Here is a 21754-nt window from a genome sequence, read left to right as displayed (position 1 = left end):
ACATAACAGTTATGGTTCTTATTTTTTCTACAGGGGGTAGAACGATGGTACAAGTAGGAACTGACCGTGTGAAAAAAGGGATGGCCGAAATGCAAAAAGGCGGCGTAATCATGGACGTCGTAAACGCAGAGCAGGCCAAGATCGCTGAAGCGGCAGGCGCCGTCGCGGTAATGGCATTGGAACGCGTCCCCTCCGATATCCGTGCTGCGGGCGGTGTAGCACGCATGGCTGATCTGAGCATTGTCGAAGAAGTGCTCAATGCTGTCTCCATCCCGGTAATGGCAAAAGCGCGCATCGGCCATTTTGTGGAGGCCCGCGTCCTGGAATCACTTGGTGTAGACTACCTGGATGAGAGCGAAGTGCTGACTCCTGCAGATGACTTGTACCACATCAATAAAAAGGAGTTCACGGTTCCGTTCGTATGTGGTGCGCGTGACCTCGGCGAAGCGCTGCGCCGGATCGGAGAAGGGGCTTCGATGATCCGTACCAAAGGCGAGCCGGGTACAGGAAACATCGTCGAGGCAGTGCGACACATGCGCACGATGATGGCGCAAATCCGCAAAGTCCAGGCGATGTCCTACGACGAGCTGATGGCAGAGGCAAAAAGCCTGGGAGCTCCTTATGAGCTGCTGGAGTACGTACACAAAAACGGCAAGCTGCCCGTCGTCAACTTCGCCGCAGGTGGCGTAGCGACGCCTTCCGATGCGGCGCTGATGATGCAGCTTGGGGCAGATGGCGTGTTTGTCGGGTCGGGCATTTTCAAATCGGAAAATCCGGAAAAATTCGCCCGTGCTATCGTCGAAGCGACAACTCACTACACCGATTACGAACTGATCGCCCGCGTGTCCAAAGGGTTGGGCAGCCCGATGCAGGGGATCGAAATCTCCAAAATCCGCGAAGCTGATCGCATGCAAGAGCGCGGCTGGTAAGGGATGAGTGCGATGAAAGTTGGCGTATTGGCGCTGCAGGGAGCTGTTGCCGAACACAGGAGCATGCTGGAGAAGCTGGGCGCGACGGCGGTAGCGGTCAAAAAGGTGGAAGACCTCCTGGACCTCGACGGGTTGATCATCCCCGGCGGCGAAAGCACGACAATCAGCAAGCTGATGCACAAGTACGACCTGATGGAAGCAGTCAGACGGTTCGGACATGCAGGAAAGCCGATCTTAGGCACCTGTGCCGGAGCGATTTTGCTGGCCAAAGAGATTCAGGGACAAGCGGAGCATCACCTCGGCCTGATGGAGATCAAGGTGGAGCGGAATGCGTTTGGCCGCCAGAAGGACAGCTTCGAAGCGCTCCTGCCGATTGCCCACGTCGGAGCGGACTATCCCGCCGTCTTTATCCGCGCGCCCTACATCGTCGAAGTGAGCGATCGGGGCGATGTGCTGGCGAAGTACGAAGACAAAATCGTCGCGGCCAGAGTCGACCATTACCTCGCCTGCGCCTTTCATCCGGAGTTGACGGAAGATACGCGGTTGCACAAGTATTTCCTCGACATGATCAAAAAGTAGAACCTCACTTTTAGCCTGTCTGCGCCGGCGCCTGCTACTTTACACGGGTATAGAACTTGTAGTACAGTTAAGACTAGAAGTTGTATACGTGAAATCGTGCAAAGCGATGATGAGAACAAGTACTTCGCAGTCGTCTGGCTTAGAGAGTCGGTGTCTGGTGCAAACCGAACCAGCGATGCGAAAGGAATCCATCTCGGAGTGGCAAGGTACCAACTTGCCCGGCAGCCGTCCCGTTATGACGGAAGAGTGGATGGATGCGTCTGAAACAGCGCATCGATCAACAAGGGTGGCAACGCGGGTATTCACACTCGTCCCTTACCAGGGGACGGGTGTTTTTATTTTATCTGAAAGAATGTTGTGTGGGAGGTTTCGCTCATGTTGGATGTAAAAGTGCTGCGACAGGATTTGGAAGAGGTAAAGCGTCGCTTGGCGAATCGAAACGAAGATATTTCTGCTTTGGATCAGTTTGTGGAGGTCGATGAAAAGCGACGCCAGATCATTCAGGAGGCGGAAACGCTCAAAAACAAGCGGAACACCGTATCCGAACAGGTAGCGGTTATGAAGCGCAACAAGGAAAATGCCGACAGCCTGATCGCTGAGATGAAGGAAGTAAACGAGCGCATCAAGCAGCTCGATGAAGAACTGCGTCAACTGGACAGCCAATTGGAGGAAATCTTGCTCAGTCTGCCCAACCTGCCGCACGAAAGCACCCCGGTTGGGACTTCCGAAGACGACAATGTGGTGGCATGGACATGGGGCGAACCGCGGACGTTTGACTTCGAGGCGAAGCCGCACTGGGATCTCGCTGCTCAAGCGGGCATCCTCGACTTCGAGACCGCGGCGAAAGTAACCGGCAGCCGCTTTGTCTTTTACAAAGGAGCGGGCGCCCGTCTGGAGCGCGCGCTGATGAACTTCATGCTTGATTTGCATACGACGGAACACGGGTACGAGGAAGTGTTGCCTCCGTACATCGTCAACCGCACCAGCATGACCGGGACCGGACAATTGCCGAAGTTCGAGGAAGACGCCTTCAAGCTCGATGGACCGGACTACTTCCTGATCCCGACGGCGGAAGTGCCCGTCACCAACATGCACCGCGATGAAATTCTCGATGCCGCGAGCCTGCCGCTCTACTACGCGGCGTACAGCGCATGTTTCCGCTCGGAAGCGGGTTCTGCCGGACGTGATACACGCGGGCTGATTCGTCAGCACCAATTCAACAAAGTCGAGATGGTGAAGTTCGTCAAACCGGAGGATTCCTACGAAGAGCTGGAAAAACTGGTCAAGGACGCGGAAAAAGTGCTGCAACTGCTCGGTCTGCCGTACCGCGTGCTGAGCATGTGCACCGGCGATCTCGGTTTCACGGCAGCGAAGAAATACGATCTCGAAGTATGGATTCCGAGCTACAACACCTACCGCGAGATTTCGTCCTGCTCCAATTTCGAAGCGTTCCAGGCACGTCGGGCGAATATCCGCTTCCGCCGTGATGCCAAGAGCAAGCCAGAATTTGTCCATACACTGAACGGATCGGGTCTGGCGATCGGACGGACAGTGGCAGCAATTTTGGAGAATTACCAGGAAGCGGACGGCTCCATTACGATTCCGGAAGCACTGCGTCCGTACATGGGCGGCCTTACGAAAATCGCGCCCAAATAAGCAAAAACCTGTTAGCGTAAAAAGCAAGCAGCCTGCAGTCTCATTGGCAGGGCTGCTTTTTTGTGTTATAAAACAGAAATATTTTTCAAAAAAATCTGTTGCACTGTGTTATTTTCTGTTATACAATAATTTCAAATCTTGGCATTGTTGTTTTAATACAGAAAAGGAGGGGATGAGAATGGATTGCTATCGTTGTGACGGAAACGGTGAGCAAACGTGCCTGTGCTGCGGAGGTGTTGGCGTTGAAACCGACGGAGTCGTTTGCCGCCACTGCCGGGGGAATGGGCATGTCAGTTGCAGCCATTGCAGTGGAAGCGGGAATGTGGAGTAACAAATTTTTTTGAGTATGCTGTACTATAATAACGGATTGTTTTTTTATATGTATCATAACAATAAGTGGTTTTAAGAGAGGAGGTTCTTACCCATGAGTACGTCCCCCACTCATTCTTTTCCGGGGAAAATCAGCATTGTTGGCGAGATGCTGCCTGCCTATCAAGAGATTTTGACACCGGAAGCGCTGCAATTCGTGATGAAGCTGGAACAAAACTTTGGCGATCGCCGCCTGGCTTTGCTGGCAAAAAGGCAGGAGCGGCAGGCGCAGATTGACGCGGGACAGCTTCCCGATTTTTTGCCTGAGACAGCTTCCATCCGCAACGCAGAGTGGACAGTCGCTCCATTGCCCGCTGATCTGCTCGATCGCCGCGTAGAAATTACCGGTCCGGCTGGTGACCGCAAAATGGTCATCAATGCCCTAAACTCCAAGGCCCGCGTATTTATGGCCGACTTCGAGGACGCCAATTCCCCTACCTGGGCCAACACGATACAAGGGCAGATCAACATGAAAGACGCCGTTCGCGGGAACATTTCCTACGTCAGCCCGGAAAAAAAGCGGTATGTTCTCAATGAAAAGACGGCAGTGCTGAAGGTGCGGCCCCGCGGCTGGCATATGGAAGAGAAGCATGTGCTCCTCGACGACAAACCGGTATCGGCCAGCCTGTTTGATTTTGGGCTGTACGTGTATCACAACGCAAGACCGCTGATGGCGAAGCAGACAGCCCCGTATTTTTACTTGCCGAAGCTGGAGAGTCACCTGGAGGCAAGGCTGTGGAACGATGTGTTCCTGTTTGCCCAGGAGGAGCTGCACATTCCGCGCGGTACGATCCGGGCCACCGTCCTGATCGAGACGATTCTGGCAGCCTTCGAGATGGATGAGATTTTGTACGAGCTGCGGGAGCACAGCGCCGGTTTGAATTGCGGCAGATGGGATTATATTTTCAGTTATATCAAAAAATTCCGCAATCATCCGGATGTGATCTTGCCGGATCGCGCCCAGGTGACGATGACGGTGCCGTTTATGAAGGCGTATACGTCGCTTGCGATCAAGACTTGCCACAGGCGCAACGCCCCCTGCATCGGCGGGATGGCGGCGCAGATTCCCGTCAAAAACGACCCGGTCAAAAACGAGGAAGCACTGGCGAAGGTGCGGGCCGACAAAGAGCGGGAAGCGTACGACGGGCATGACGGGACGTGGGTAGCCCATCCCGGTCTTGTACCTGTGGCGATGGAGGTATTTGACCGACTGATGCAAAAGCCCAACCAGATCGAGTACAAACGCGACGATGTACACGTAACCGCCGCTGATCTGCTCGCGGTTCCCCAAGGGGAGATCACGGAAACGGGTTTGCGCACGAACATCAATGTGGGCATCCAGTACATCGAAGCCTGGCTGCGCGGGTCTGGTGCAGTTCCGATCCACAACCTGATGGAAGACGCGGCCACGGCGGAGATTTCCCGTGCCCAGGTGTGGCAGTGGATCAGGCATCCGCGCGGCGTCCTCGAGGATGGGCGTACGATCACTCTTGCCATGGTGCAGCAATGGGTGAGCGAGGAGATGCAGGCGCAAAGACAAGAGATCGGTCAGGAGCGCTATGAGCAGGGCAAATTTGCCTTGGCCGGAGAGCTGTTTTTGAAGCTGGTGACAGAGGACGCGTTTGAAGAGTTTTTGACCTTGCCGGGGTATCGCTACCTGGCTTGACGGAAACACCCCGAGCGCGTTTTCGCAAATACACATAAAAAAAGAGTGGAGGAAACAACGATGAGCAACGCAAACAAGCAGGAAGCAATTGAGCAGTTGGAGCAAATCTGGCAGGGGGAGCGATTCAAGGGGATCACGCGCGGCTACACGGCTGAGGATGTCGTTCGCCTGCGCGGCAGTGTGCAGATAGAGCATACCTTGGCCAGACTTGGGGCGGAAAGACTGTGGAAGCTGCTTCGTACGGAGCAGCATATCAAGGCGCTGGGCGCGCTGACCGGAAATCAGGCGATCCAGCAGGTCAAGGCAGGGTTGAAAGCGATCTACCTGAGCGGCTGGCAGGTCGCGGCAGACGCCAACCTGTCGGGGCAGATGTACCCCGATCAAAGCCTCTACCCGGCGAATAGCGTGCCGCATGTGGTCAAACGGATCAATCAGGCGTTGCAGCGCGCCGATCAGATCGACCAGTCCGAGGGACGCAATGACACGTACTGGTTTGCTCCGATCGTAGCGGATGCGGAAGCAGGCTTTGGCGGACCGCTCAACGTGTTTGAACTGATGAAAGCGATGATCGAGGCGGGTGCGGCAGGGGTTCACTTCGAAGACCAGCTCGCGTCGGAGAAAAAATGCGGCCATATGGGCGGCAAAGTGCTGATCCCCACCCAGGCGGCGGTCCGCAACCTGATCTCCGCTCGCTTGGCGGCCGATGTGATGGGCGTTCCTACCGTCATCATCGCCCGTACCGATGCCAACGGCGCTTTCCTGATCACCAGCGACATCGATGAGCAGGATCAGCCGTTCCTCACCGGAGAGCGTACGGCAGAAGGATTTTTCCGCTTGCGTGGCGGACTCGACGCCGCGATCGCGCGCGGGCTTGCCTATGCGCCGTATGCCGATCTGATCTGGTGCGAAACATCGGAGCCAAACCTGGAGGAAGCGCGCCGCTTTGCCGAAGCGATTCATGCGAAGTTCCCCGGAAAGCTGTTGGCCTACAACTGCTCGCCGTCCTTCAACTGGAAGAAAAAGCTGGATGAGGACAGCATCGCCCGCTTCCAGAACGAGCTGGGCGAGATGGGCTACAAGTTCCAGTTCGTCACCCTGGCCGGCTTCCACTCGCTGAACCACAGCATGTTCCAACTGGCGCACAGCTACCGCGATCGCGGCATGGCCGCCTACTCCGAGCTGCAGCAGGCGGAGTTTGCCAGCGAGGTGCACGGCTACACGGCGACACGCCATCAGCGCGAAGTCGGAACCGGCTACTTCGACGAGGTGGCACAGGTAATCGCTGGCGGCAATTCGTCCACGACTGCTTTGACCGGGTCGACGGAGGAAGAACAGTTTACCCATAGCTGACGGGAAGTTCAGCCCAAGCCCGGGCTACACAAGATCGGAAAAATGCGGGGGACTAGCGCTTGTCTGTGCTAGTCCCCCATTTGCCAAACGCTGCGACTCTTTTTATAATGGAGAAAGTAAACGATAAAAATCTGTGTCCCCGTAGCTCAGCAGGATAGAGCAACGGTTTCCTAAACTGTAGGTCGGAGGTTCGAATCCTCTCGGGGACACCATTGAAAAACAGCTCAAAAAATTAATTCATGGATATGGGGGAGAGAGATTATAATCGCTCCCTCTCCTTTTGTCCTCATAAGTAGAGGTGTTTCAAATGGAAAAGAAGTTTTCGATAATTCAGAGAATATATACGGTAGTCTGGTTAGGATTGATAGTATACTTCTTATTCCAAGAAACATTCTTCTTTGTTCCATTGTATATTTTTTTTATTGGGCTTATTGTTCTCTTCGGAATAGTAGCTCTTAAAAACTATTGTGTAAATAAAATAAGAATATCTATAATCTGGGCAACAGTGGCTGTTGCTGGTGTACTATTTGTAATATGTTTTACGATATTTTATTAAGTTAATTTGACGTGGATGTCCGATGCAGAAAACCGTTCTGTTTGAGGAAGATAAGACGAACCGCGTATAATTCTTACACTGTAGGTCACAGGTTCGAATCCTCTCGGGGACGCCATAATAGCTAAAAGCCACTCTATAAGAGTGGCTCAGCCTGTAGACAAAGTTCCGTAAGGAACAGGGTCTGCAGGCTTTTTTGTTGAATATAGAACATGTTACGTTTTCAAAAGTTATTTTTTAGAGGTGGCATTATGCTTAATAAGCAAGAGGCCGAAGGGCGTTATCAGATATCTGCATTCTCGCTAGATGAGTTGGTGCCAGAAGATCATCTCGTAAGAAAAATTGAAAATGCAATCGACTTTTCGTTCATCTATGACTTGGTGGAAAGCCTCTACTGTCATGACAATGGCAGACCCAGTGTTGACCCTGTAGTCTTAGTTAAAATTGCTTTCATCCAATATATTTTTGGAATTCGTTCCATGCGACAAACGATTAAAGAGATCGAAACCAATGTTGCCTATCGGTGGTTTATTGGCTATGATTTCAGTCAGCCCATTCCCCATTTCACGACCCTAGGCAAGAACTATGTTCGCCGTTTTCGGGATACTCAACTCTTCGAGTCGATCTTCCTTCGAATATTGGAGGAGGCGGTTCATCATGGATTCGTGAAGCCTGATGTGCTTTTCATTGATGCTACGCATGTAAAAGCCAGTGCGAATAAGCATAAATACGTGAAAGAAATCGTTGAAGAACAAGCGAAGAAATATCAAGAGCTGCTGGACGAAGAAATCAATCAGGATCGTATTGCACATGGAAAGAAGCCCCTTGAAAAAAAGACAGAAACTTCGAAGAAGGAGGTGAAAGTCAGCACAACTGACCCGGATTGCGGATTGTTTGTAAAAGGGGAAAAGGAACGTGTATTTGCTTATAGTTTTCATACAGCATGTGATCGAAATGGATTTGTGCTTGGTGCCAAGGTAACGCCAGGCAATGTGCATGACAGTCAGGTTTTTGAGGATGTTTTGAATCAAGTGCGAAAGACGTTTGCACAGCCTCAAGCTGTGGCAGTGGACTCGGGATACAAGACGCCTTACATCAGTAAAACACTCCTTGATGACCAGATTCGCCCCGTTATGCCCTACACAAGACCACGCACCAAAGAAGGTTTTTTTAAAAAGCACGAATATGTGTATGATGAATATTTCGACTGCTACATCTGCCCGAACGAGCAAATCTTAACATATGAGACAACAAACAAGGATGGGTACCGTATCTATCGATCAAATTCTCAAGTTTGCCGAAGTTGTCCGTTCTTGAAACAATGCACGGAAAGTAAAGACTACACAAAGAGAGTGAGTCGCCACATCTGGGCTGATTACCTCGAAGAGGTAGACCACCTCCGGCATACCGAGGAAAACAAACAAATCTATAGCAAACGGAAAGAAACGATTGAACGTGTATTCGCTGATATGAAGGAAAAGCATGGCATGCGTTGGACGACCTTACGAGGACTGGAGAAGGTCACGATGCAGGCGATGCTTGTTTTCGCTGCCATGAACTTGAAAAAAATGGCGACCTGGCTATGGAAATCAGGTCGCCAAAAGGTGAACGATCAAAACACCTTCGGTATTTTCATCAAATTATTAAACAAACTCCCTCTGCTGTTCGTTCAGCGAGGGAGTTTGTCTGCAATCTGAGCCACTCTATAAGAGTGGCTTTATACGACGTTCACGCTTGCAAAGTGTTCATCTACAACCCAGGGGGGTCCGCCGCCGTCTTCCTCCCCCTTTCCCAACCAGGTATTCTCTCTTGAAAAACGAGATCGATCCGCGGCTCCTCCCCTCGCCAACCCCTAATGATGCCCGTCATGACCATGGTGGTGCTGGTGTTCTGGCTGCAACGAAGCCTCCTCCTCTGGGGAAAGCTCCCCGACAGCAAAGCGCTTTGTCGGCATCACCGTGGAGCCATTGGCGGTGGCGTGTACTTTGACGAAATAAAGCCCGTCGCTTTCGAGCGCTTTCTCTACGCTGTAGATGCCGTTTCCTTCGTTGCGGGCGACGATTTCCTCGGTCTGCTCAGGCGTGCCGTATTTCCAAAAGGTAAAGGAGACATCCTGGGCATCCCCCACCATGCTGCCGTTCTGCTCCAAGCGGGCTTGGTACGACTGGGATTCATGCAGAACGACCGGGTCCGGCAGGATGATGTCGATCTGCAAAACATGCTCTTGCTTGTAGAGACTCGCTGCATCCTCGCGCAACGAGCATGCAGCAAGCAGTACGCCTAGCAATAGGACAAAGAGAACCTGTACATATGTTTTCACTGGTGGATACCGCCTTTTCCTAGCTTCCTTACGCGTTTAGAATTCTTTTGAGAACGGGGACTCGCTGGACGACGAGGCGATCGAACAGATAGACGACGATCAAGGACACCCCGACGAGCGGGAACAAGATCCCGAATGCGACCATGAGCGCGAGAAACCCTTTCTGCTTTTTCATCGGCAATGCCTTGGGCGCTCCCATCTGGCCGTCCGGCTTTCGCCTCCACCACATGAGAAAGCCGCTGACCACGATTCCGGCGATCCCGATACAAACGAGCAGACTGACGATCAGGTTGGGCCACCCGTACTCCCAGCCTTTATGGACAGTAATGCCCCAGGCCATGATTTTTCCGATCGGCTCGTAGTGCTCGTAGCGGTAATCGGCCAGAACCGCCCCCGTGTACTGATCGATGTGTACAGTTGCCTCGTCCCGCGCTTTCGGCGGAAAGACCGAGATCGTGTAGACGCCGGTTTCATGCTTGGGATAAAACACCTCATAGGTAGGGTAAATGCCGAGACGATCAGCAACCGACATGACATCGTCAATCGAGACGGGCACATATCCCTGCGGAGTCGAAGCGGGCACATCGAGATTTTCGGCTGCCCACGGAACCTCCGCTATCTCTTTTGTCTTGAGCGTGGAGGACGGGGCGCTGCCTACCCAGATCGAAGGAGGGTAACCGACACCGGCGTTGGTACTGAGCTTTTGCACGAAATTCCCCCACAGCCCCGACCACAGCAAGCCAGTAATGACCAAAAAGACCATTCCGGCAGATACCCAAAAGGCGGGTACGGCGTGCAAATCCCGCAGTGCTGTTTTTCGTCCGCGATGCAAACGGGGCAGCAGGACGCCGAACAGCTTGCCTTTGCCTCTGGGGAACCACAGATAGATTCCTGTCACGACGAGGATGATCGACCAGCAAGCGGCCAGCTCGACAATCCTGTCGCCGACCGTGCCCATCATCAGTTCGCCGTGAAACTCCTCAATTTTGTCCATGATCCGTTCATCGTCGTGCAGCGCTCCGATCAATTCCCCGGTATACGGATTCACGAATACGGTAATCGGCTCACCGTTCCAGTTGATTTTTACCTCTGCGGAGCGCGTCGCATGTTCGCCCGGACGGTATTTCGTCACGGTCGCTCCCGGGTATTGCTGGAGTACGGCCTCTACTTGCCTGGTGGCTGTCCATTTATCCTGTTGCGCCTCAACGATGTACAAATGATGATAGATGGATTGCTCAATCTGCGGCTTGAACAGATACACGGCTCCCGTAACCGCCAGAATCAATAAAAAGGGAGCAAACACCAGCCCTGCGTACAGATGCCATCTCCAGAGCGTTTGGTACAAAGAAGGTTTGCTTTGTTCCGCAGCGGATGTGGTTGGCTGCGGGTTTGTTTCTGCCTGTCCATGTTTCATTGTGTGACGTTGGCCTCCTTGGTCACTGCGCTTTCCTTGCAACAAAAAGTATACGGGGTTTGGCAAAGCGCGAATATGACCATAACTGGCTATTTTTTTTGGAAATTGTGGAAAATGGCTTGTGCAATGTCTTATGCTTGACAGAAAAAACCTCAGGTTCGCTCGTAGACCTGAGGTTTTTGACCCGCTACTCTTCGTTCAGGAGCCTCTTTTGCCGAACAGGGCACGATCCAGACTGTACAGGGAGCTGCCGGACAGCACCAGCGCCACACACATTGCCAACAGCGCCAGATCCAGCTCGTAGCCAGCGCCGCCGTTGCCCATGAAGCCGGCGGCAAGCTTCGCCTTGAAGATCGCCACGACCATGACAATCCCCAACAGCGCGGAGAAGAGACGTGTGCCCAGCCCGAGAATCAGGGCAAGACCGCCGAATGTTTCCAGGAACGTGACCAGGTATGCGAAAAAGGCTGGTATTCCCATGCTCCCGAAAAAGCCGGCGACATTGTCCAGACCCATTTGAAATTTGGCAATTCAGTGAATCAGAAAGGTGATTCCGGAGATCACTCGCAGTACGAGCAAGCTCCATTCATAGCGTTGCGTCATGTATCAATACCTCCATATTTCATTTCGTAACAAGGTTACTTTTCATAAGCAAGTATACATTGATTAATCCATCTGTCAACCCTGTCCGATTTTTCGATAGCTATCCGATGAAATATGTTTGGATGCAATTGATTTTGATGGAATCGACAAAGAGCGGTATACTGGAGGAGAATGAGGTGATTTCGATGAAACAGTCTTCTCTTTGCCCCAGATTTGAAAAAGGCATGCAGCTTCTCGGCAAGCGCTGGACAGGGCTTATCCTGTACCAGTTGCTGGAGGGACCACAGCGTTTTTGTGAGCTGGAGGGGGCATTGCCGGTGAGCGGAAGACTTCTTTCAGAACGGCTGAAGGATCTGGAGAAGGAAGGGTTGGTCCATCGTCAAGTGTACACCGATGCGGCTCCTGTTCGCGTCGAGTATTCGCTTACGCCGAAAGGGCAGGCCTTGGAATCTGTATTGAAAGGTATTGAAAGTTGGTCGTATCAATGGGTCGAGCTGGATGCCGCCGACCATGACAAAAACCCCTGATCCAGGGGTTTTTTTACATGCCTTTGTCCTGCTTGGCCTTCCATCTCAAAAATTCGATGTGGCGCTTGACCTCTTCGACTTCCTGCTCGCTCAAACCGTCGAGATCGAGAAACGCCGCCGATTCTTCGCGGACCGAGGCGTTTTTCCAAAACGGCGTCGGATTGTCCGTTTTCCCGTGAAGAAAGTCGGTCGAGACGCCGAACAGGTCAGCGACGTCGGAGATCAGGTGATGATCGACGCCTTTTTTCTCACCGGATTCGATACGTGACAGCACAGTATTATGGATGCCCAGCTTCTCGGCGAGTTGGATTTGGGACCACTTTTGTTGCTCGCGAAGCCATTTGATTCGTTTTCCGATTACCGTCATGCCGGGACCACCTTTTTTACCGTGTAGGAATGATCGGAGATTGTACATATTGGCAAATTCATTTTAACAAGTTTCCAAAACGGAAAAAACAGGTTTGCGGAAACGACAAAACACATATTGACATTGCTAAAATAGAAACGGTAATATAGGAATTGTCATAATTTGCTAGTTTCGCAAAGGAGACGAAAGAACATGCAGAGAGTCAATTTGTCTTTCATCGCCAAGCGGAGAGTGGAATGCGGCTATACACAGCAGGAAATGGCAGAACTGCTGGGGTTTAAAAACGCTTCTACGTATCTGAAATACGAACGAGGGGAGTATGGCTTCAAGGCGGAGCATATGCCTGTACTGGCACAAAAGCTGGGTGTCGAGCTGCGGGATTTGTTTTATGGTCTGATTTGCTGATTCGGCAAATTCGATGTATGGGTGAGGAGGGGATGGGGTGAAGTCACAGGAAGCAAATGTCCGGCAGTTGGAGATCTGGAAAAAAACGATTCGCTATGAGTTGGAAATGATGGCTCCGCAAAGCATGGCGGCATGTGACGACTTTCTGATGCGGCTCCAGCTTTTTGAAAAGCAGCTTGAAGCACAGACAAAGCAGACGATGCTGCTCGTCGCAGAGGCTCAGCGCACGGGGTAGCCAGAGACAAATCAAAAACGGGCCTGAAACGTAAGGCCCGTTTTGTTGTATTCCGTCACAGCCGCAAAATCTCTTCGCGCAACAGCTCCGATTGGGTGCCGAAGACGATCTGCACATTGCCCTGCCCCAGGCGCATGACACCGGCAGCTCCCAGGTCCTTGAGCGCTTTGTCCTGGACGAGCGATTCGTCCTTCACCACCAGACGCAGGCGCGTGATGCAGGCGTCCACGCTGACGATATTGTCCCGGCCGCCGATGCTGGCAAGCACTTGTTCCGCCTTATCCCGCATCGTGCCAGGCCCGCCGGAGTCGAGGGTATCGACCAGCTCATCTTCCCGCCCCGGCGTTTTGAGGTTCAGTTTGACAATCAGGATGCGGAAAAGGAAGTAGTAGACGACAGCGAAGCCCAGGCCGATCGGGATAATCAGCCACGCATTGGTGGACAGCGGAAAGTTCAGCACGTAATCGATTAATCCGGCTGAAAAGCCAAAGCCGTGTTTGATCTCCAGTGCCGTCACCAGATAGCCGGAGATCCCGGTCAAGACAGCATGCAAGACGTAGAGAAGCGGGGCGACGAACATAAAGGCAAATTCCAGCGGCTCGGTAATCCCGGTCAAAAAGGAAGTCAGTGCAGTACCGATAAAGATCGAACTGATCATTTTCCGGTGTTCCGGCTTGGCGGTATGAATAATCGCCAAGGCAGCGGCAGGCAGCGCAAACAGCATGATCGGGAAGAATCCGGTCATAAACATGCCTGCCGTCGGGTCGCCGGCGAAGAAGCGAGTCATGTCGCCGTTGACGACATTGCCAGACGCGTCGGTAAACGTCCCGATCTGGAACCAGGCGATTGCGTTGATCACGTGGTGCAGGCCAAAGGGGATGAGCAGCCGGTTAAAGAACAGGAACAACCCGGCACCGACCGCCTCAAGGCTGACGATCCAGTTGCCGACACTGTCGAGAACCGCCTGGATCGGTCCCCAGATGATGCCGAAGATCAATCCGATCACGACCATGGACAGCGAAGTGATGATCGGAACGAAGCGTTTGCCGCCAAAAAAGCCGAGCCAGTCCGGCAGCTTGATCATATGGTAGCGATTGTAGAAATAAGCCGCTACTCCGCCTGCGAGAATCCCCCCGATCACGCCCATGTTCAGCTTCACATCATCGGCGATAAACGGCATCGCGAAGGGAACATTGGCAAGTACAGAGATCAAGACCTTGTAGGCGATGACTGCGGCCAGTGCGGCAACTGCGTCTCCTGCAAACCCGATGGCGACACCGACGGCGAAGATCAGAGATAAGTTATCAAAAATAGCAGAACCGCCGGCGAGCATGAAAGGAGCGACATACTGGTTGAGAAATCCTCCGACTGTCGGGCCCATGTGAAACTCCGTCTCGTAGTTGATCGCCCCGAAACGGAGCAGCAGTGCCGCTGCGGGCAGCGTGGCGACGGGCAGCATGAACGCCCTGCCGACTCTTTGCAAGAATGCAAGCATGGCAAAACCTCCTTAGCATGGGATATTTATCAGATCGCCCCTCTTGGCAAAAGCGGGAAGAGAGGCTCTACTGAGCGTACCGGGCAAGCCCGTTGTCACCCGTAGGCCGTCGCACCAGGCAAGAGATTACGGCTTGAGCCGCAACGTCATCAGCGGGTGGAGGCCAGCGTTGACCGTTTTGTGGTCGGATCGCTGCATGTGATCGACTCGCTCCGAATTGGCAATGACGATCGGGGTGACGAGCGGGCAGCCGAATGTTTGCAGCGTATCCAGGTCAAACGAGATGAGCGGATCGCCCGCCTTTACCTGGCTATTGGTGCTGACGTGGGGGAGAAAGCCGTTTCCTTTGGCGTTCACCGTATCGATCCCGATATGCAGCAAAATGTCGAGACCGTCGATGCTGTTGATGACAATGGCGTGATGGGTAGGAAACAAGTGGCTCACGACACCGTCTGTCGGTGCCACGAGAAGCCCTTCCGTCGGCAAAATGGCAATGCCATCGCCCATCATTTTCTGGGAAAACACGGGATCGGGCACCTCGGTCAGCGGAATCACGCTGCCGGTCAGAGGGGCAAGAAGTGTCACTTGCTGGTTTTTGTTGCGGGTAAAAAAATTTGGCATAAGCTCCTCCTTTGTTGTGTTCCAAACAAAAACAGGCATGAGGCGGCTGCGGCAGCATCGGCGATCTGCCAAAGCTGCACGCATCCGCTCATGCCTAGTCGGGCTAGTAACACGCGGGTCATGCTCTTACTCGATAGTTTGCTGTTGGAACAGCCGATACAGATGCAAGGCCATGTAGCCGACCTCGTCCTCTGGCACAGGGACGCAGAGCCGCTCGGACAGGAATGTGGCCAGCTCTTCCGCCAACTGATGGGCTTCCGGCGCAATGCTTTGAATCCGGTCGAGCAGCGGGTTCTGAATCGTCTTTTGCTGACGGATGCGCTCTACGGCAAAGCGCAGGTGGGTGATCAGCCGGATGTAGTCTACCGAGCCTCTGGCGATGGGATAACGCAGCCTTTGCTCGATCATTTCCACCAGGTTTTGCAGCAGGGTGGTCACTTGCACAGTTTGGTTGACAGGAGTGGCGTGAATCGCCGCGTGGATATGCAGTGCCAAAAAGCCGATTTCACTGTCGGGTACCTGCAAATGGAATGTGTGTGCGATCATGGCGGCAGCACGTGCGGCAAGCTCGTACTCTCTGGGGTAGAGAGTCTGGATTTCAAACAAAAACGGGTTTACGATTTCCAGACCATTTTGCAGGCGGTACAGGGCAAACTGGATATGGTCGGGCAAGGCGAGATGAATGTGCTCATTTGCCAGTGGGCACTCTTTGGCGACAAGGGCAATAATTTCCTCGGCAATACCGACAACAGCGGGGTCTACCTGGTTTAATAATGTTTTGTACTGCTTTTGCTGACTTTCACCCTCCAACCGGAATCGTTTTTCCACGCGCGGGTCCTGTCCGGAAAACGTCTCTCCAGGCTTCTTGCCAAAGCCGATCCCTTTTCCGAACAGCACAACCTCCTGCATCGTACTCGCTTCTTCCACGAGGATCACATTATGGTTGAGAACACGCGTAATGGTAAACGGGTTATCCTCCGCCCTCAACAAACCAGACCACCACCTTCATCCAAAAACGAATCCAGCAAAAAGAGCCGAAAAAACCTTTTGATCCAAAAGATTTTCACGGCTCATGCCTGCATGACCAGTAACATGCCATTTGAAAGCGTTTCAATTTACTTATGATCATAGTGTGAGATCTCTATTTTTGTCAATCATTATAAAAAAAGGAATCTTTGTTTGTCAGAAAACCACGGGCGAGCCTCGTCAGGATGCGCGACCGCATTGTGGTGCCGACGGTTCTTCTTACCGGATCAGGACAGTTTTCCGCAATCTTTTTTGCAAGCTGATACAGCAAGGGAAAAGCAGTCTGTCCGTTGGCAGAGTGTACGAGCGAAGAGGAATTCATGGCGAAGCCGCGAATACATTGGCAGCAGGGAAGACGGGGTCCCGATGAGGCAATCGCTGGCGGACCGTGCCCATCAGCGCGTGAATCGGTCGGCAATCGTCGAGGCGCAAAACGAATTTGGCTTGATTTCGGCACGGAAATGATTGGTTTCTGCCAAGGCCAGCAAGGATTGGATAAACTTGCGGGTAGGTCCTTTTGTGCCGATGTCAAAATGGAGCCGTACAGGCGTATCATACTGACGGTCGCGAAGGTATTCCCTCACCTCGGTAGCCAGTCCGACTGCATACATGGCTTCCTGGAAGATGCGCTGCTGCAAGGACGGGTAGTGATGCTCCTGGAATTTGTGATAAAAAAACGTACCGCCATGTCCGGGCCGGATCACCGAGATGACGAGTGCAAAATACGTTCCGCGGCTTTTCAATTGGGAATCGGCGCCCACGATGACCTCAAAAGGACCGAGTGAAGACGAAATGGTTTGTGCGATCTGGGAAAACACGTCGTCTTTCGCGATTTTCCCTCTGGTTGGACTGTAAAATGAATCGAACGAGTTGCTGGTTGAAGATAATCCCACTCGTATCCCTCCAGATTGAGGATCTCTGTGTTGTTTTTGTAAGGTACACTATTAATGTATGTAATCTCACAGAGAGTATGTGACCCCCCTGGGACATTTCCGACTGGCGGGGAAGTACACCGAAAAAACCGATACATATTTCATTTTTGTGCATGGGGAGGTTTTGCAACATGGAACATGTTTTGCCGCAAGTCCAGGAACATCGCAAGGCAGCATATGATATTGACCCTCTTTTTTTGAATCGCTGGTCTGCGCGCTCGTACAGGCCTGACCCGGTAGCTGACGACGTGCTCTACAGCTTGCTGGAAGCGGCGCACTGGGCGCCATCCGGCAACAACGAACAGCCGTGGCGGTTTGTCATCGCCCGTACGGCGGAGGAAAAGGAGCGCTTTTACTCGTTTATTAACGAAGGCAACCTGATTTGGTGCAAACAGGCGCCTGTCCTTGTACTGCTCGTCTCCAAGACGGTCAGCTCCCGCGGGACGACTCTTCGCACACACGCCTTTGATGCAGGTGCAGCATGGGGCTATCTGGCGCTGGAAGCGACACGCAAAGGGTTGGTCACGCGTGCCATGGGCGGGTATGACCGCGACAAAGCGCGTGAAGTGCTGGGAATTCCCGACGGGTTTGAGCCGCAAATCGTCATTGCCATCGGGCATCCGGGGGAAAAAGATGCTTTGCCGGAGGCACTGCAAGAGAGGGAACAACCGACTCAGCGCGTCCCGTTGTCAGAGCTTGTCTACGAAGGGGCTTTTTCGGCAAAGTGATGGAGATGCACGAGCATGAAATTTTTATGAGAGCAGCGATGGAGGAAGCGCAAAAAGCGGCAGCGATCGGGGAAGTGCCGATCGGAGCAGTTATCGTCCGTGACGGGGAAATCGTCGGCCGCGGTTACAATTTGCGGGAGACACAAAAGGACCCGACCTTGCACGCGGAAATGATCGCGATCCGCGAAGCGAGCGAGCGGCTGGGCGGGTGGCGGCTGATCGGCTGTACGCTGTACGTGACGCTGGAGCCATGCCCGATGTGCGCCGGCGCCATTGTACAAAGCCGGATTGAGCAGGTCGTGTACGGAGCGGCCGACCCGAAGGCAGGCTGTGCCGGCACCTTGATGAATCTGCTCGCCGAACCGCGCTTTAACCACCAGGTTCCGGTCGTCGAAGGCGTGCTTGGCGATGAGTGCGGACAAATGTTAAAAGATTTTTTCCGGAATTTGCGCAAAAAGCGGCAAAGCGAGTCTATTGCTGAATAAACAGCAACCAAAAACCGCCCGGCACTTTTGCTCGAAGCATGTGCAGGGCGGTGTTTTCGATTACTGGTTTCCTTTTACGTGCTGCTGCAGCATGGTCAGCTCTTCCTCGGTCAATTCCCGGTATTCCCCGGGCTCCAGGGAAGGGTCGAGGTGGAGCGGGCCCATCCGCACGCGCTGCAAGTAGCTGACATGCAGTCCAAAAGCGGCAAACATTCGTTTTACCTGGTGGAATTTGCCCTCCATGATCGTCACGCGAATTTCCGAGTTTTCACCGGAGGAGAGGATCTCCAGCTTTGCTGGCAGCGTTGTGAAGTCCTCCAGCTCCACGCCTTTGGCAAATGCCGCGACGTGCTCCTCGGTCACTCTGCCGTCGATGCGGGCGAAGTATTCCTTTTCGACCTTCTTTTTTGGGGAAAGCAGGCTGTGCGAGAGCTGCCCGTCATTGGTCAACAGCAAAAGCCCTTCCGTGTCGATGTCAAGGCGGCCTACCGGGTGGACTTTGATCGCCCATTCGTAAGGCAGCAGATCGACGACGGTTTCATGCATGCTGTCTTCCGTCGCGGAAATGACGCCGGGCGGCTTGTTCATCAGAACGTACACCCAGCGCTTGTAGTTGAGCGGTTCGCCATCGACGAGAATCTCCTGTTCCTCGGCGACCACGTGCATGCCCGGATCATTGGCGACGACTCCGTCGACCACGACGGCTCCCTGCTTGACGAGGGCCTTTACTTCCTTGCGCGTACCCAGCCCCATGTTGGCCAATACTTTGTCGAGACGTTCACGTTTCATCTATGTTCCTCGTTTCCTTATCGTAATACGGATTGTTTTTTTGCATACTCATTCTAGTTTGGCCTATTGGCGGCAGCAAATCAAGGGCAGCTTAAAAAGGGTTGCATTTTTCTAGGTGTTTTGCTATACTAAATTATGTTTCTGCCAAACATATGGAGAGATACCCAAGTGGTCATAAGGGGACGCACTCGAAATGCGTTAGGCGTCGTGAGGCGTGCGTGGGTTCGAATCCCACTCTCTCCGCTTGTATATGTGGATACCCAAGTGGCTTTCCTGAGTCCGTTCGCGACCAGGGGAGCCGCTTTTTTTGTGCTCAGTCAAAATACCCGACGAGAAAATCCCGAAATCTTCGTGCGGCCAGGGAAAGATATCGTTTTTCCGGGAAAGCCACGGTGAAGACGCGCTCGCAGACGAGGCCGTCGATCCGCAGCACGTGAAAAGGCGGGTTATCCTTGGCGCACATGGGCACAAACGCCACCCCCAGCCCAGCGAGCACGAGGCTGGATAAGGCCGCCGGCTCCTCTACCTCGCATACGATCGTCGGCTGAATCCCGGCCTCCCGGTAAAACTGGTCGTTGGTTTTGCGGAATGGATGCCCTTCTCTGTATTCAATAAAAGATTCCTCCGCGACTTCCTGCAAATGAATACTCTCCCTTCCCTCCAGCCAATGACCGGGCGGGACAGCCAGACATACCTCCGTTCTGAGGACGGGCAGCTCCTGTATGCCATCCCGCTGGATGGATACAGGGGCAAAACAAAGGTCTGCTTCTCCTTTTTCCAGCAGCCGCCGCATTATCTCCATCGCTGCAGGGGCAACCTGAGTGATGCGGAAGTGGACATCCGGGTACTGTTCACGAAAGTCGGCCAACGGCTTGGACAACCGTTCCAGCGTACTGGTCGCCAGATGAATTCTGCCGCGCTCACCCCCGGCCAGGTCTGCGACTTCCCGCCTTCCTTCCTCCAGTGCTGTCAGCGCCGTTTCCACCTTTTGCAGAAACGCTTTTCCATAGGCATTGAGCCGGATTTGCCGATTTTGCCGGTCAAAGAGCGGGACGCCCAAATCCTCCTCCAACCGTGCGATGGTCTTGCTCAGGGCAGGCTGGGCAATGCGGAGCTCTTCCGCAGCCCTGGTCATATGCTCATGTTTGGCAACCGTTTGAAAATACTGCAATTGCAAAAGTTCCATACGCTTCTCCCCTCTATTCATATACTGAAGTATATCGTTTCATATTTTTATATATATTTTCATTTATTTAGTTTTGATTCTATACTACTTCCAGAAACAATGAAAGGAAGTGGAAGGCAATCATGGCTGTATTGCCACAAGTCGGGGAAAAATTGATTCGCGTCCTGGCGTTCACACTGGTTCTCTCTTCGATGAGCGCGATGATGTTCAATATCGTACTTCCAAAAATCAGTGTTGATTTCGCGCTATCATATTCGCAAGTAAGCTGGGTCACCTCCAGCTACATCCTGGTGTACGCGATCGGGTCCGTCATCTACGGCAAACTGGCGGATTCCTACAAATTGAAAAATCTGATCACATTCGGGCTTTGCCTGTTTATGGTCGGCTCGTTGGTTGGACTCAGCGCCCAGACGTTCTGGATGGTCCTTGCCGGGCGGAGCTTGCAGGCGGCAGGGGCATCGGTCATTCCCGCCACGGCGATGCTCATTCCGGTTCGCTACTTCCCGCCGGAGAGCCGCGGCCGGGCTCTGGGCATCTCGGCGACGGGGCTGGCTGTGGGCAATGCACTCGGGCCTGTCGTATCCGCGCTTTTGGTCAGCCTGGTCGATTGGCGCTGGCTGTTTTGTGTACCGCTGCTGATTCTCTTTACCTTGCCCTTGTACCGAAAATACTTGGGGGATGAGCGGGGAGAGGGAAGAGCGATTGATTGGTGGGGCGCGTTTTTGTTGGCGGGTACGGTAGCGTTTTTGATGTTGTCCGTCACGAACGGGACCTGGCTGCTGTTGGTCGGCGGCGCGTTGTGCGCAGGCTGTTTTTTCTTGCGGATTCGCACGGCGTCCGAACCGTTCGTCTCCTTGCAGTTGTTTGAAAACAAGCGGTACACACTCGGGTTGTCGCTTTCCGTGCTCGCTGTGGGTATCGGGTACGCTCTCCCCTTCCTGACACCGCTGCTGCTCGCTGATGTCAATCGGCTAGAGTCCGGTTTGATCGGCTTTGCCATGGTACCGGCGGCAGTCGTGTCGGCGATACTGGGGAGACGCGGCGGCAGATTGGCCGATTCCAAAGGCAACCGGTTTTTGTTCAGCGTAGCCGTCGGATTGCTCGTCTTCTGTTTTGCCTTGTTCTCGATCTATAGTGGGGTGTCGGCCGGATGGATCGCCGTTTTTCTGATTTTTGGTACAGTGGGGCAAATGTTCATGCAGATTTCCTTGAACAACGCGATTTCCCGCACTCTGCCCAAAGAGCAAACGGGTGTAGGCATGGGGCTGTTGACGATGCTTACGTTTCTTTCCGGAGCCGTCGTCACGGGCATTTACAGCAGAGTTGCGGAAGGTGACGCTGCAACAGCCTGGAACCCGCTGCATATGTACCCCGAGGCATCCGTCTACAGCAACCTCTACCTTGTGCTGGCTTTACTGCAGATCGGATTGCTGCTGCTGTACCGCCTTCGGTTTGACAGGCAGGCTGTCCCCGACAAACATACTGTCTGATCTCCTATACGCCATATGCTTTCCAAGCC

At 53.2% G+C, this 21754-nt stretch carries 22 protein-coding genes, 2 tRNA genes, 1 pseudogene and 1 other annotated feature; of the genes and pseudogenes, 15 read left to right on the top strand and 10 right to left on the bottom strand.

Features of this window, described 5'->3' with window-relative positions; translation table 11 throughout:
- Positions 1 to 44: 44 nt before the first annotated feature.
- The 8 genes from pdxS to ACAF76_RS21435 all read left to right on the top strand — a co-directional run bounded on the left by pdxS (position 45) and on the right by ACAF76_RS21435 (position 8799).
- Positions 45 to 929: a pyridoxal 5'-phosphate synthase lyase subunit PdxS gene (gene pdxS / locus ACAF76_RS21470; RefSeq protein WP_400164358.1), complete on the top strand. Its 885-nt coding sequence runs from the start codon at positions 45 to 47 to the stop codon at positions 927 to 929.
- Positions 930 to 941: 12 nt separating this feature from the next.
- A complete protein-coding gene (gene pdxT, locus ACAF76_RS21465; protein ID WP_400164357.1) occupies positions 942 to 1508 on the top strand; it encodes a pyridoxal 5'-phosphate synthase glutaminase subunit PdxT in 567 nt (188 codons plus the stop codon).
- A gap of 97 nt (positions 1509 to 1605) precedes the next feature.
- Positions 1606 to 1827, top strand: a binding site (T-box leader).
- A gap of 56 nt (positions 1828 to 1883) precedes the next feature.
- On the top strand, positions 1884 to 3164 hold the full coding sequence (serS, locus tag ACAF76_RS21460) for a serine--tRNA ligase (RefSeq protein WP_400164356.1): 1281 nt from the start codon (positions 1884 to 1886) through the stop codon (positions 3162 to 3164).
- 194 nt (positions 3165 to 3358) lie between these two features.
- Positions 3359 to 3508, top strand: coding sequence for a hypothetical protein (locus tag ACAF76_RS21455; protein WP_400164355.1), 150 nt, complete (start codon positions 3359 to 3361; stop codon positions 3506 to 3508).
- Between the two features lie 80 nt (positions 3509 to 3588).
- Positions 3589 to 5199, top strand: coding sequence for a malate synthase A (aceB, locus tag ACAF76_RS21450; protein ID WP_400164354.1), 1611 nt, complete (start codon positions 3589 to 3591; stop codon positions 5197 to 5199).
- A 60-nt stretch (positions 5200 to 5259) separates the two neighbouring features.
- Positions 5260 to 6549, top strand: coding sequence for an isocitrate lyase (aceA, locus tag ACAF76_RS21445; RefSeq protein ID WP_400164353.1), 1290 nt, complete (start codon positions 5260 to 5262; stop codon positions 6547 to 6549).
- Between the two features lie 135 nt (positions 6550 to 6684).
- Positions 6685 to 6761, top strand: a tRNA-Arg gene (locus ACAF76_RS21440).
- A 592-nt stretch (positions 6762 to 7353) separates the two neighbouring features.
- The gene (locus tag ACAF76_RS21435) at positions 7354 to 8799 is read left to right on the top strand and encodes an IS1182 family transposase (protein WP_400162161.1); all 1446 of its coding nucleotides are present in this window, start codon (positions 7354 to 7356) and stop codon (positions 8797 to 8799) included.
- Positions 8800 to 8954: 155 nt separating this feature from the next.
- Here ACAF76_RS21435 and ACAF76_RS21430 read toward each other — a convergent pair whose 3' ends face one another.
- The 3 genes and pseudogenes from ACAF76_RS21430 to ACAF76_RS21420 form a co-directional block, all read right to left on the bottom strand.
- Complete coding sequence (locus ACAF76_RS21430) at positions 8955 to 9422, bottom strand: FixH family protein (RefSeq protein ID WP_421617352.1); 468 nt, start codon at positions 9420 to 9422, stop codon at positions 8955 to 8957.
- A gap of 28 nt (positions 9423 to 9450) precedes the next feature.
- Complete coding sequence (locus ACAF76_RS21425) at positions 9451 to 10836, bottom strand: PepSY-associated TM helix domain-containing protein (protein WP_421617351.1); 1386 nt, start codon at positions 10834 to 10836, stop codon at positions 9451 to 9453.
- Between the two features lie 198 nt (positions 10837 to 11034).
- Positions 11035 to 11439, bottom strand: a pseudogene (locus tag ACAF76_RS21420) (DoxX family protein).
- Between the two features lie 185 nt (positions 11440 to 11624).
- On the opposite strand from ACAF76_RS21420, the gene ACAF76_RS21415 reads away from it, so the two are divergent.
- Complete coding sequence (locus ACAF76_RS21415) at positions 11625 to 11966, top strand: winged helix-turn-helix transcriptional regulator (protein WP_421617940.1); 342 nt, start codon at positions 11625 to 11627, stop codon at positions 11964 to 11966.
- A gap of 13 nt (positions 11967 to 11979) precedes the next feature.
- Here ACAF76_RS21415 and ACAF76_RS21410 read toward each other — a convergent pair whose 3' ends face one another.
- Positions 11980 to 12333: a helix-turn-helix domain-containing protein gene (locus ACAF76_RS21410; RefSeq protein ID WP_421617350.1), complete on the bottom strand. Its 354-nt coding sequence runs from the start codon at positions 12331 to 12333 to the stop codon at positions 11980 to 11982.
- 192 nt (positions 12334 to 12525) lie between these two features.
- Here ACAF76_RS21410 and ACAF76_RS21405 point away from each other — a divergent pair, with 192 nt between their 5' ends.
- Together ACAF76_RS21405 and ACAF76_RS21400 are read left to right on the top strand one after the other, a co-directional pair.
- Complete coding sequence (locus tag ACAF76_RS21405; RefSeq protein WP_421617349.1) at positions 12526 to 12738, top strand: helix-turn-helix domain-containing protein; 213 nt, start codon at positions 12526 to 12528, stop codon at positions 12736 to 12738.
- A 37-nt stretch (positions 12739 to 12775) separates the two neighbouring features.
- Entirely contained in the window at positions 12776 to 12973 is a 198-nt protein-coding gene (locus ACAF76_RS21400; protein ID WP_421617348.1) for a hypothetical protein, read from the top strand.
- Positions 12974 to 13028: 55 nt separating this feature from the next.
- On the opposite strand, the gene ACAF76_RS21395 is transcribed toward ACAF76_RS21400, so the two are convergent.
- From ACAF76_RS21395 to ACAF76_RS21380, 4 genes are all read right to left on the bottom strand, one after another.
- Positions 13029 to 14468, bottom strand: coding sequence for a PTS transporter subunit EIIC (locus ACAF76_RS21395; RefSeq protein WP_421617347.1), 1440 nt, complete (start codon positions 14466 to 14468; stop codon positions 13029 to 13031).
- 126 nt (positions 14469 to 14594) lie between these two features.
- Positions 14595 to 15089: a PTS glucose transporter subunit IIA gene (locus tag ACAF76_RS21390; protein ID WP_400161793.1), complete on the bottom strand. Its 495-nt coding sequence runs from the start codon at positions 15087 to 15089 to the stop codon at positions 14595 to 14597.
- 126 nt (positions 15090 to 15215) lie between these two features.
- The gene (gene glcT, locus ACAF76_RS21385; RefSeq protein ID WP_400161792.1) at positions 15216 to 16079 is read right to left on the bottom strand and encodes a glucose PTS transporter transcription antiterminator GlcT; all 864 of its coding nucleotides are present in this window, start codon (positions 16077 to 16079) and stop codon (positions 15216 to 15218) included.
- Between the two features lie 431 nt (positions 16080 to 16510).
- On the bottom strand, positions 16511 to 17008 hold the full coding sequence (locus tag ACAF76_RS21380) for a ribonuclease H-like YkuK family protein (protein ID WP_400161791.1): 498 nt from the start codon (positions 17006 to 17008) through the stop codon (positions 16511 to 16513).
- A gap of 170 nt (positions 17009 to 17178) precedes the next feature.
- Between ACAF76_RS21380 and ACAF76_RS21375 the strand changes: the two genes are divergently transcribed.
- Complete coding sequence (locus ACAF76_RS21375; protein ID WP_400161790.1) at positions 17179 to 17775, top strand: nitroreductase family protein; 597 nt, start codon at positions 17179 to 17181, stop codon at positions 17773 to 17775.
- A complete protein-coding gene (gene tadA, locus ACAF76_RS21370; RefSeq protein ID WP_400161799.1) occupies positions 17775 to 18260 on the top strand; it encodes a tRNA adenosine(34) deaminase TadA in 486 nt (161 codons plus the stop codon). Before ACAF76_RS21375 ends, tadA begins: the two co-directional genes overlap by 1 nt.
- Positions 18261 to 18320: 60 nt before the next feature.
- Here the strand turns inward: tadA and ACAF76_RS21365 are convergent, their stop codons facing one another.
- Complete coding sequence (locus tag ACAF76_RS21365; protein WP_400161789.1) at positions 18321 to 19049, bottom strand: pseudouridine synthase; 729 nt, start codon at positions 19047 to 19049, stop codon at positions 18321 to 18323.
- Positions 19050 to 19203: 154 nt separating this feature from the next.
- Between ACAF76_RS21365 and ACAF76_RS21360 the strand changes: the two genes are divergently transcribed.
- Positions 19204 to 19292: transfer RNA gene (locus ACAF76_RS21360), tRNA-Ser, on the top strand.
- A gap of 70 nt (positions 19293 to 19362) precedes the next feature.
- On the opposite strand, the gene ACAF76_RS21355 is transcribed toward ACAF76_RS21360, so the two are convergent.
- The gene (locus tag ACAF76_RS21355) at positions 19363 to 20235 is read right to left on the bottom strand and encodes a LysR family transcriptional regulator (protein WP_400161788.1); all 873 of its coding nucleotides are present in this window, start codon (positions 20233 to 20235) and stop codon (positions 19363 to 19365) included.
- Between the two features lie 122 nt (positions 20236 to 20357).
- Here ACAF76_RS21355 and ACAF76_RS21350 point away from each other — a divergent pair, with 122 nt between their 5' ends.
- Positions 20358 to 21725, top strand: coding sequence for an MFS transporter (locus tag ACAF76_RS21350; RefSeq protein WP_400161787.1), 1368 nt, complete (start codon positions 20358 to 20360; stop codon positions 21723 to 21725).
- The last annotated feature ends 29 nt before the right edge of the window (positions 21726 to 21754 follow it).

Origin of the sequence: Brevibacillus sp. TJ4 (assembly GCF_044627595.2) — a bacterium.
Classification (GTDB): Bacteria; Bacillota; Bacilli; order Brevibacillales; family Brevibacillaceae; genus Brevibacillus.
Note: the sequence above shows the minus strand (reverse complement) of the source record. Positions and strands in the feature narration are given on the sequence as shown.

Bases quoted from the DNA above. Each gene is read 5' to 3' on its own strand.
- ACAF76_RS21425 (WP_421617351.1), bottom strand. From the start codon at position 10,836: ATGAAACATGGACAGGCAGAAACAAACCCGCAGCCAACCACATCCGCT.
- ACAF76_RS21415 (WP_421617940.1), top strand. From the start codon at position 11,625: ATGAAACAGTCTTCTCTTTGCCCCAGATTTGAAAAAGGCATGCAGCTT.
- aceA (WP_400164353.1), top strand. From the start codon at position 5,260: ATGAGCAACGCAAACAAGCAGGAAGCAATTGAGCAGTTGGAGCAAATC.
- ACAF76_RS21395 (WP_421617347.1), bottom strand. From the start codon at position 14,468: ATGCTTGCATTCTTGCAAAGAGTCGGCAGGGCGTTCATGCTGCCCGTC.
- ACAF76_RS21365 (WP_400161789.1), bottom strand. From the start codon at position 19,049: ATGAAACGTGAACGTCTCGACAAAGTATTGGCCAACATGGGGCTGGGT.
- ACAF76_RS21350 (WP_400161787.1), top strand. From the start codon at position 20,358: ATGGCTGTATTGCCACAAGTCGGGGAAAAATTGATTCGCGTCCTGGCG.
- ACAF76_RS21405 (WP_421617349.1), top strand. From the start codon at position 12,526: ATGCAGAGAGTCAATTTGTCTTTCATCGCCAAGCGGAGAGTGGAATGC.
- ACAF76_RS21410 (WP_421617350.1), bottom strand. From the start codon at position 12,333: ATGACGGTAATCGGAAAACGAATCAAATGGCTTCGCGAGCAACAAAAG.
- serS (WP_400164356.1), top strand. From the start codon at position 1,884: ATGTTGGATGTAAAAGTGCTGCGACAGGATTTGGAAGAGGTAAAGCGT.
- ACAF76_RS21390 (WP_400161793.1), bottom strand. From the start codon at position 15,089: ATGCCAAATTTTTTTACCCGCAACAAAAACCAGCAAGTGACACTTCTT.
- tadA (WP_400161799.1), top strand. From the start codon at position 17,775: ATGGAGATGCACGAGCATGAAATTTTTATGAGAGCAGCGATGGAGGAA.
- ACAF76_RS21435 (WP_400162161.1), top strand. From the start codon at position 7,354: ATGCTTAATAAGCAAGAGGCCGAAGGGCGTTATCAGATATCTGCATTC.
- ACAF76_RS21355 (WP_400161788.1), bottom strand. From the start codon at position 20,235: ATGGAACTTTTGCAATTGCAGTATTTTCAAACGGTTGCCAAACATGAG.
- aceB (WP_400164354.1), top strand. From the start codon at position 3,589: ATGAGTACGTCCCCCACTCATTCTTTTCCGGGGAAAATCAGCATTGTT.
- pdxS (WP_400164358.1), top strand. From the start codon at position 45: ATGGTACAAGTAGGAACTGACCGTGTGAAAAAAGGGATGGCCGAAATG.
- pdxT (WP_400164357.1), top strand. From the start codon at position 942: ATGAAAGTTGGCGTATTGGCGCTGCAGGGAGCTGTTGCCGAACACAGG.
- ACAF76_RS21375 (WP_400161790.1), top strand. From the start codon at position 17,179: ATGGAACATGTTTTGCCGCAAGTCCAGGAACATCGCAAGGCAGCATAT.